Annotated in this window: 6 protein-coding genes; 4 read left to right on the top strand and 2 right to left on the bottom strand. The window is 63.0% G+C overall.

Annotated elements, in window-relative coordinates; translation table 11 throughout:
* Window positions 1–1,286: M48 family metalloprotease (locus ENZ75_RS10210; RefSeq protein ID WP_206617023.1), on the bottom strand; the 1,286-nt coding region annotated here is incomplete at its 3' end.
* 145 nt (window positions 1,287–1,431) lie between these two features.
* Between ENZ75_RS10210 and ENZ75_RS10215 the strand changes: the two genes are divergently transcribed.
* Window positions 1,432–2,580: an aminotransferase class I/II-fold pyridoxal phosphate-dependent enzyme gene (locus tag ENZ75_RS10215; RefSeq protein ID WP_063168093.1), complete on the top strand. Its 1,149-nt coding sequence runs from the start codon at window positions 1,432–1,434 to the stop codon at window positions 2,578–2,580.
* 4 nt (window positions 2,581–2,584) lie between these two features.
* Window positions 2,585–3,532: a glutaminase gene (locus tag ENZ75_RS10220; protein ID WP_128278072.1), complete on the top strand. Its 948-nt coding sequence runs from the start codon at window positions 2,585–2,587 to the stop codon at window positions 3,530–3,532.
* A gap of 172 nt (window positions 3,533–3,704) precedes the next feature.
* Here the strand turns inward: ENZ75_RS10220 and ENZ75_RS10225 are convergent, their stop codons facing one another.
* The gene (locus tag ENZ75_RS10225) at window positions 3,705–6,653 is read right to left on the bottom strand and encodes a ribonuclease E/G (RefSeq protein ID WP_128278074.1); all 2,949 of its coding nucleotides are present in this window, start codon (window positions 6,651–6,653) and stop codon (window positions 3,705–3,707) included.
* Between the two features lie 654 nt (window positions 6,654–7,307).
* Between ENZ75_RS10225 and ENZ75_RS10230 the strand changes: the two genes are divergently transcribed.
* A complete protein-coding gene (locus ENZ75_RS10230) occupies window positions 7,308–8,570 on the top strand; it encodes an N-acetylmuramoyl-L-alanine amidase (RefSeq protein ID WP_063168091.1) in 1,263 nt (420 codons plus the stop codon).
* A 213-nt stretch (window positions 8,571–8,783) separates the two neighbouring features.
* Window positions 8,784–9,868: transglycosylase domain-containing protein (locus ENZ75_RS10235; protein ID WP_206617024.1), on the top strand; the 1,085-nt coding region annotated here is incomplete at its 3' end.

Consider the following 9,868-nt stretch of genomic DNA (forward strand, 5'->3'; position numbering starts at 1 on the left):
TCCTTGTAGTTGCCGGAATAGAAATGGCTTTCAGCGGTGGCAAGTTCAGCGCCAGGTATGTCGCCCAACTCGCCATAGGCCTGCGCCAGATAGCGATATCCGGCTGAATTTTCCTTGTCGCGACCGAGGCCATTGTTGATCTGCACGACGGCTTTTTTGAGGGAGTCGGGCGTGCCGACGGCCATCAGCGCCTGGCCCACGGACACTGGCAGCAGACCGGACCGAGCCGAATCGAGGCTGACCGCCTTGGCATAGGCGTCCGCGGCTTCCTTGGGTTTGTTGGCTTTCATCAGGATGTCGCCGCGCAGTTCCTGGAAGTAGGCATTCTTCGGTTGCGCTTTGATCAGTGCATTGGTCTTGGCGAGGGCGGCGGCGATGTTGCCGAACAGGTAGGTCGACTGGGCGTCGCCGTACTGGGCGGCGAGGGTTCCTTGCATCTTTCGCATCAGCCGGGACGCGGCCGCCTGGCCTTCCATGTAAACGGCGATCTTCACCCGCATCATGTCATGGCGCTGCTGCAGCGCGGGCGGGTCCGGCCTGTCGACATTGGGGTCCTGTTTCACCAGCACTTCGAGATTGGCGATGCGGTCCTGCGGCATCGGATGGCTGATCCGATACGGATCGACCTGGGCGCCCGAAAGCGAAAGTGCGGTCTGGAAGCGGCGGAATGTCTTCAGCATGCCCATGCCGGACTGGCCGGTGGCGTTGAGATAGGTGATCGCCGAGCGGTCGGCCGTCATCTCCTCGGTGCGCTGATAGGCGAGGATGCTGCGCTGTGCCATTTCGCCGCCGCCGGCAGCCACGCCCATGCCGGCGCCGGCGAGACCGCGGCTGCTGGTTGTGGCACCGGCGACAATGGCGCCGGCGCCAAGCAATGTCGCGATGACGGCCATCGTCTTGGCTCGTTCGAGCTGGTCGCGCAGCTTCTGCTGGTGGCCGCCGGCAATATGACCGGCTTCGTGCGCGATGACGCCGATGATCTCGTTGGGCGTTTCAGCCGTCATCAGCGCGCCGGTGTTGATGAACAGCCGACGCCCGGTGACGAAGGCGTTGAAACTCTGGTCGTTGACCAGGACGATGTCGATGCCGTCATTCGCCAGGCCGGCCGCCCTGAAGATCGGCCGCGCGTAATCGCGCACCAGCGCCTCGATCTCGGCGTCGCGCACCACCGGCACGTTCTGGGCGAAGGCGCTGACCGAGCTCGACATTGCAACGGCAACGCCAAGCGAAAGCGTCGCGAAGACGCGCGCTGCCTGGGCAATCGTCGATCTGGGTCGGCTCAACATGATGTGTCCACTGGTAGACGAGCGGGCGAAAGATGAAAAGTCGGCGCCGGAAACTTCCTCAACTTGTGATCCTCACATCAATCGGGCATTTGTGCGGCACATGCGCCAGTGCCTGGCGCCGTCAGTCATCGGGAATACTGGTTAAATGGTCGTTTCGCTCTCACGCCGCGGCAATGTCGAGCCCTTCCATGCGATGGACATTCTGGCAGAGGCAAACCGGCTGAAGTCCCAGGGCGTGCCGGTTGTTTCGATGGCCGTCGGCCAACCCTCCGATCCCGCACCGGTTCTGGTTCGCGCCGCAGCAGCCAAGGCGCTGCAGGATGGGCGCATCGGCTACACCGACGCGCTCGGACTGGCAGGTTTGCGCAAGGCGATAGCCGGACACTACGCCGATCACTATGGGCTTGATATCGAGCCCGGCCGGATCGCGGTGACCACCGGATCGCCGGCCGCCTTCAATCTTGCCTTCCTGGCGATGTTCGATCGGGGTGACCGCGTCGCCATCGCGGCACCCGGTTACCCTGCCTACCGCAACATCATGGCCGCACTCGGCATAGAGGTGGTCGAGATCGAGCTCGGCGACGCCGCCTACCTGCATGCCGGCCATTTGGAAGCCGCGCATCGTGAAAAGCCGCTGAAAGGCGTTCTCTTCGCCAGTCCCGCCAATCCAACCGGCGCGGTCATACCAGCCGATGAACTGGCGGCTCTGGTAAGGACGGCACAGGACCTCGGCATCGCCGTCATCTCCGACGAAATCTATCACCGGCTGGCCTATGCCGCCCCCGACACCACGGCACTTGCCTATGGCGGCGATGTGACGGTGATCAATTCCTTCTCCAAATATTACTGCATGACCGGCTGGCGAATCGGCTGGATGGTGCTGCCGCAGGAACTGGTGCGGCCGGTCGAGCGCGTCGCCCAGAGCCTCTACATCTCGCCGCCGGAGCTATCGCAGATTGCCGCGATCGAAGCGTTCAGGGCGACCGAGGAACTGGAGGCGGTAAAAGGCCGCTACGCCTGGAATCGCGAGCTCTTGATGAAACGCCTGCCGGAACTCGGCTTTCCGCTGGCGGCGCCCATGGACGGCGCCTTTTATGCGTTCTGTGACGTCACCAGGCATACCAATGACAGCATGGCCTTCGCGCGAAAGATGCTGGCCGAGGCGCATGTTGCAGCAACGCCCGGCCGCGACTTCGACACTCAGGCTGGGCACCGGACCATGCGTTTCTCCTACGCCGGCAGCCACGACGACATGGTCGAGGCAATGGTGCGCATCGAACGCTGGTTGAGGTAGCACCATGCCGGAACTTGAACAGGCCCCCAAACTTGATCGGGCATTGGCCGAAGTCGCCGCCGAAATGGCCGAGCGCACCGATCGCGGCGACGTCGCTTCCTACATTCCGCAGCTGGGCAAGGTCGATCCGAAGAAGTTCGGCATCGCGGCGGTCACCAATGACGGCCGCGTGCTGATGGCCGGCGATGCCGACCAGGCATTTTCCATCCAGAGCATCTCGAAAGTGTTCACGCTGACACTGGCGCTCGGCAATGTCGGTGACGCGCTTTGGCAGCGGGTAGGCCGCGAACCGTCAGGCAATCCATTCAACTCGATCGTGCAGCTCGAGCATGAGAACGGCATTCCGCGCAACCCGTTCATCAATGCCGGCGCCATTGTCATTTCCGACATCCTGCTTGCCGGCCACCAGCCGCGCGAGGCGATCGGCGAAATCCTGCGCTTCATCCAGTTCCTCGCCGACGACGAAACGATCATCATCGATCGTGAGGTCGCGGCGTCCGAACGGGCCACCGGCTATCGCAACTTCGCGCTTGCCAACTACATGAAATCCTTCGGCAATCTCCACCACGCGCCGGAGCTGGCGCTGGGCGTCTACTTCCACCATTGCGCCATCGCAATGAGTTGCCGGCAACTGGCGCTCGCCGGCCGCTGTCTCGCCAATGGCGGCAAGAACCCGGCGACCGGGCATGCCGTGGTGTCGGCCGAACGGGCACGCCGCATCGGCGCGATGATGCTGACCTGCGGTCACTATGATGGCTCCGGCGATTTCGCCTTCCGCGTCGGCATCCCCGGCAAGAGCGGCGTCGGCGGCGGCATATTGGGCATCGTGCCGGGCGTGGCGTCGCTTGCCGTCTGGTCGCCCGGCCTCAATGCCAACGGCAACTCCAAGCTGGGGTCGATCGCGCTGGAAAAGCTGGCCAGGATGATGAACTGGTCGATCTTCGCGCCGTGATGCATGTCGCCCAAAAGGTGCGGAGCGGTTTTGGGACAACGACATGCATAAAAATCAAGGAAGCGTTTTAGCCTTTCGCGATCCGGAATAGCGCCAGATAAGAAAATCCCGCACCGTCTTCGAGACGGCGCGGGATTTTTTGTCAACAAACTAGCTCAGGTGGCTGAAAGGCTTAGAAAAAGCCCTTCCGCTGCCACCATCCGCCGCGTTTCGGCTTGTCGTCGGTCTTGTCGTCGGTCTTGTCCTCGGCCTTGGCCGCGGGTTCTTCCGCTACAGTCGAAGACACCACCGGCTCGACCGGCGCATTCACCGCCGCCGGCTTGCGCCGCGACGGGCGGGCCTTCGGTGCCTTCTCGACAGCCGCTGCTTCGTCGGACGCCGTGGCCGGCGTCTCGACCGGTGCTTCCGCCTCGGCAGCCGGCTCTTCGGCGACGATTTCGGCTGCGGCCTTCTTCGGCTTGGCGGCACGGCGTGGCTTCTTCGGCTTCTCCATGCTCGGCGCGTCGTCATTGGCCGGAGCAAGCACCACCGGCTCTTCGGCCGCTGCGGTAACCACCGGCTCGCTGGCGATCACCTCGGTTGCCGAGACTTCGCCTTCGGACGCGTCGGCTGCTTCGCCAGCACTTGCCTCAGCCTCGCCTTCACCGTCTTCGCGGCGGTTGCGCTTGCCGCCGCGCTTGCCGCGCCGGCGCTTCTTGCCCTGGCCTTCGTCCGAAGCTTCAGCTGTGGCAGGAGTTTCGGAAACACCAACAGGGGCATTGTCGTCCGCTTCCGCGTCGCCATCTCCGGCGGCCGAGTCCGAGTCCGAAAACTCGCCGGCCGGAGCCGAGACGGAAGCACCGTCCGCAGGGGCGCCATGTTCGCGATCGCGATCCTTGCCGCCACGCCGACGCCGACGCTTGCGGCGCTTGCGGTCGCGGCCTTCGCCTTCCTCACCACCGGCAGCGGGCCGCGGCTGCTGTTGCTGCGGCTGCTGGCGTGGCTGTTCTGCCTGGATCGGCGCCTCGTCGTCTTCCTCGATGACGGCAATCTCATCCTCGGGCTCGTCCGGCTCGACATAGGCCGGGAAGCTGCGCGCCTCGACAAAGCCTTCCGGCTTTTCAGCCAACGCGCCGCGGAAGATCGCATAGTGCTGCGAACCCACCGAATCGTCGGCCTCGACGGTGATCGTCAGCCCGAAGCGGCTTTCGAGTTCCACCAGCGTGCCGCGCTTGTGGTTGAGCACGTAGAGTGCTGTCGCCGCCGGCGTCCGCACCGTGATGTGGCTGCGCGAATCCTTGAGCAGGAATTCCTCGATCGCCCGCACCACCATCAGCGCGACCGACGAATCGGAGCGCACATGGCCGGTGCCGCCGCAATGCGGGCAAGGCTTCATGGTCGATTCCAGCACGCTGGCGCGGATGCGCTGGCGTGACATCTCCATCAGGCCGAAATGCGAGATACGGCCGACCTGGATGCGCGCACGATCGTTCTTGAGGTGATCCTTCAGCCGCTTCTCGACGGAGCGGTTGTTGCGGTTCTCCTCCATGTCGATGAAGTCGATGACGATCAGGCCGGCAAGATCGCGCAGCCTTAGCTGACGCGCGACTTCCTCGGCCGCTTCCAGATTGGTGTGGAGCGCGGTGTCCTCGATCGAGTGCTCCTTGGTGGAGCGGCCCGAATTCACGTCGATGGCAACCAGCGCTTCGGTCTGGTTGATGATGATGTAGCCGCCGCTCTTCAGCGTCACTTGCGGCTGCAGCATGCGGTCGAGCTGTGCCTCGATGCCGTTGCGCACGAAGATCGGCGTCGTGTCGCGGAACGGCTGAACCACCTTGGCGTGGCTCGGCATCAGCATGCGCATGAAGTCCTTGGCCTCGCGGTAGCCTTCCTCGCCGGAGACAAGAATCTCGTCGATATCCTTGTTGTAGAGGTCGCGCACCGAGCGCTTGATCAGGCTGCCTTCCTCGTAGACCAGGGCAGGGGCCGTGGACTGCAAGGTGAGATTGCGGACATTTTCCCAAAGCCGCATCAGATATTCGTAGTCGCGCTTGATCTCTGCCTTGGTGCGGCTCTCGCCGGCGGTGCGCAGGATGACGCCCATGCCCTGCGGCACTTCGAGATCGGCGACGACCTCCTTGAGCCGCTTGCGGTCGACCGCGCTGGTGATCTTGCGCGAAATGCCGCCGCCACGCGCCGTGTTCGGCATCAGCACCGAATAGCGGCCGGCCAGCGACAGATAGGTGGTCAGCGCCGCGCCCTTGTTGCCGCGCTCTTCCTTGACGACCTGCACCAGGAGGATCTGCCGGCGCTTGATCACTTCCTGGATCTTGTACTGGCGGCGCACCGGCTTGCGGCGGTTGCGCACTTCTTCCAGCGCATCCTCGGCGCCGACCGATTCGACCTCGTGATCGTCCGGATGCGAGGACTGCACTTCTTCCAGCATGCCGCGATCATTGTCGCCGGAGGTCGCTTCGCTGCCTTGTTCGGCCAGCGGGACGGCTTCGGAAATCACATCGGCCTCGACCGAGGCGGCGATCGACGTCGGGCCGCCTTCGCGGATTTCGCCTTCGTCCTGCTCGGCCGAATCCTCGCCATGCTCGGACGCATCGGCATGTTCGGACGAATCAGCCGCATGTTCAATGATCTCGGACGTGTGCGAGATGTCCTCGACACCAGCGTCGGCACCTTCTTCTGCCTCGTCGGCAGCGTCGCTCGCCTCGCCGGAATCGGCTGCATCGCGCTTGTGCTCGCCCCGGTCGCGGGGCTTGCCGCCGCGCCTGCGGCCGCGCCGTCCGCGATCGCGGCTCTGGCGATCATCGCCGTCGCCGTCCTCGTTCTCCTCGTCCTCAGCCTCCTGCGCTTCCGCGCGCAGCAGTGCCTGACGATCGGCGACCGGAATCTGGTAGTAATCGGGGTGGATTTCACGGAAGGCGAGAAAACCGTGACGGTTGCCGCCATATTCGACAAAGGCTGCCTGAAGGGAGGGCTCTACGCGCGTTACGCGGGCTAGGTAGATGTTTCCTTTGAGCTGCTTCTTGTCCTGGGATTCAAAGTCGAATTCTTCAATACGGTTACCGCGTATGACGACAACGCGTGTTTCCTCCGGGTGGGAGGCGTCTATCAGCATTTTGTTGGGCATTATTTCGTTTCCCCCCGGCAGCCGTCAGCCGCAGCTTGCGAGGCAAAGCCTGCTGCTGCGTGTCTGGAATGTGGGTGCCGGATATTTGAACGTCCGTCGGCCGCCGCTTGAGCGCCATGGCGGTGCCGCCCGCAGCCATAATGGCGCGGTTTGATGCGGACCTTTCCATGATTGCGCTTGAAGCCATCGTCACCAACAGAACCTTTTGAACCAAAGCCCGGACGAACCGGACCAGCTTGTTTGCTCATACAGAGCCGGCACGGGAACAAACCCGGCCGTTTTCCTCACGCAGGCGATTCCCCCGCCACGGGAGCACGCCTGCGAAATTCGTCGCGATCACCTGAACCCTTTTCGCCTGAAGCGAAAGGAGCCGCCTTTACGTCTGACCCTGTAGCAAGAAGCTGCGGAGGAGGGCGGTTCCAGGATTGCAGTGATCCACCATCGCTTTTATGATTTGGCGGGGTGGATGGCAACCCCGATTTCCGATGCCGGCAAAAAGCCGTTCCGTAGCGTAAAGCCAGGCTTGCGGCCCTGCATGAAAAGGCTTGGTTAACCTTCTCTGGATACCAATCGTTAATCGAGTTCGCGGCCTAACCGGCATTTCGACGAAACGACCGGGCGCCGGGCGCCAAACCGGGAGCGACTGCAAGAGAGATGGGATTGGCGGACTTCACAGACAAGGGATGTCGTGTCGGCGGCCGGATCCTGGCCGCTTTCTGCCTCTTGCTGCTGCTGGCGGCCTCATCCGTCTTGTCCTCAAATGCCAGTGCCGCCGACGCTCCGCTCGTGGCAAAAGGCTACAAGATGGCCGGCGATGCCACCAAGATGCGCATCGTCATGGATTTCGACCGCGAACCCGATATCAAATGGTTCCTGCTGCGTGGTCCCAACCGTCTTGTCATCGATCTCGCGAATACGAGATTCGCCGTGGATGCCAAGGATTTGAAGGCGCGGGGCCTGGTCAAGGGCGTGCGCCTGGGCGAACTCGGCGAGGGCGTTTCGCGTCTGATCCTCACCGGCAAGGGACCCTTTGCCGTCGACAAGCTCGACGTGCTCAAGAACGAGGACGGAACCGGCTACCGCATTGCCATCGACATGTCGGCGGCATCCGAACGCGAGTTCGATGCCGCACTTGCCAATCAGGCGCTGACCACCGGATCGACCGTTTCGACCGACAAGGGAGGGCGGGTCGGCACCGGGCCGGTCTCCAATCCGGGCCATCGGTTCACCGTCGTCATCGACCCCGGCCATGGCGGCATCGACGGCGGTGCCGAGGGCCTGAACGGCACCATCGAAAAAAACGTCACGCTGGCCTTCGCCACGGAGCTGCGCGACAAACTCGCGGCCGTCGGCAATTATGATGTGTTCATGACGCGCGACACAGACGAATTCCTGCGTCTGGACGACCGCGTGCGCATTGCCCGTCAGCATGAGGCCGACCTGCTTATTTCGATCCATGCCGACACGATCAGCGTCAAGGGCATTCGCGGCGCCACCGTCTATACCGTCTCCGACAAGGCTTCGGACCCCGAGGCGCAGGCGCTTGCCGACCGTGAGAACCTCTCCGACCAGTTCGCCGGCATGGAAATCAAGAACGACAACAAGGAAGTCACCGACATCCTGATCGACCTGATCCGCCGCGAAACACACAACTTCTCGATGAGTTTCGCCCACACGCTGGTTGGCCAGTTGTCGACCAGCGTCGGTCTTATCAACAATCCGCAGCGCTCCGCGGGTTTCAAGGTGCTCAAGGCACCCGATGTGCCGTCGGTGCTGGTCGAACTCGGTTATCTCTCGAACGCCAAGGACGAGGCGCAGTTGCTCAACGCCGACTGGCGCGGCAAGGCGGCCCAGAGCATAACCAACGCCGTCGCGCTGTTCGCGTCGGCCAAGGCCGGATCGGGAACCGGAGGTTGACATGACCGGCGACGCCTGCAACCAGAGGCGGCGTTGCGCGACGACAACACCCAGTGCTTTTATTTCCGGCCAGCAGCCGTGAAATCAGGCATTGCCGTATTTTGTCCACATGGCGGCGACAAGGGTTTTCGATTACGGATTGGGACCGGCTCGAAAGCTTGCGTGAAAGGCGGCTTCGTTTAGGAAATTCCCGAACCAAGGACTGGAGCGGGTATGATTCGTCTCATTGGCTATTTTTTCGGCATCGGCACGACGCTGGCCCTTCTGGTCGCGGCGGGCGTTGCGATCTACATCGGCCATTTGTCGAAGGATCTGCCCGACTACGAGGTACTGGCCAAATACGAGCCGCCGGTGACCACCCGCATCCATGCGTCCGACGGCGCGCTGATGGCCGAATATGCGCGCGAACGGCGCCTGTATCTGCCGATCCAGGCCATTCCGGACCGCGTCAAGGCGGCCTTCCTGTCGGCGGAAGACAAGAATTTTTACAATCACCCGGGCATCGATGTGACCGGCCTCGGCCGCGCCATCATCGTCAACCTGCAGAATTTCGGCTCGGGCCGGCGCCAGGTCGGCGCCTCGACGATCACCCAGCAGGTGGCGAAGAACTTCCTGTTGTCCTCGGACCAGACCTACGAGCGCAAGATCAAGGAGATGATCCTCGCCTTCCGCATCGAGCAGGCCTATCCCAAGGATCGCATTCTCGAGCTCTACCTCAACGAAATCTTCTTCGGCTTCGGCGCCTATGGCGTCGCCGGCGCGGCGCTGACCTATTTCGACAAATCGGTCAACGAACTGTCCGTGGCCGAGGCCGCCTACCTGGCCTCCCTGCCCAAGGGGCCGAACAACTATCACCCTTTCAAGCATGCCGATCGCGCGATCGAGCGCCGCAACTGGGTCATCGATCAGATGGTCGAGAACGGCTATGTCACGCGTGAGGAAGGCAACAAGGCCAAGGCCGAGCCGCTGGGCGTGACGCCGCGGCGCAGCGGCACCTATCTGTTCGCCGGCGAGTACTTCACCGAAGAGGTGCGCCGCCAGATCATCGCCCGCTACGGCGAGAATGCGCTCTACGAAGGCGGCCTCTCCGTCCGCACCACGCTCGATCCGAAGATCCAGCTCATTGCCCGCAAATCGATGCAGAACGGGTTGATGAAATACGACACGCTGCGCGGCTATCGCGGGCCGGTGACATCGATCGATGTCTCGGGCGACTGGGGCGTGCCGCTTGGCGCCGTCAAGGGACTGGAGGATGTTCCCGAATGGTCGCTCGCCGTCGTGCTCGACAGTTCGGCGAC

This window comes from Mesorhizobium sp. M7A.F.Ca.CA.002.04.1.1, from assembly GCF_004022805.1.
GTDB classification, from domain to species: Bacteria; Pseudomonadota; Alphaproteobacteria; order Rhizobiales; family Rhizobiaceae; genus Mesorhizobium; species Mesorhizobium ciceri.

Excerpts from the sequence above, each read along its gene's own strand:
- ENZ75_RS10215 (WP_063168093.1), top strand. The coding sequence starts at position 1,432 with ATGGTCGTTTCGCTCTCACGCCGCGGCAATGTCGAGCCCTTCCATGCG.
- ENZ75_RS10220 (WP_128278072.1), top strand. The coding sequence starts at position 2,585 with ATGCCGGAACTTGAACAGGCCCCCAAACTTGATCGGGCATTGGCCGAA.
- ENZ75_RS10225 (WP_128278074.1), bottom strand. The coding sequence starts at position 6,653 with ATGCCCAACAAAATGCTGATAGACGCCTCCCACCCGGAGGAAACACGC.
- ENZ75_RS10230 (WP_063168091.1), top strand. The coding sequence starts at position 7,308 with ATGGGATTGGCGGACTTCACAGACAAGGGATGTCGTGTCGGCGGCCGG.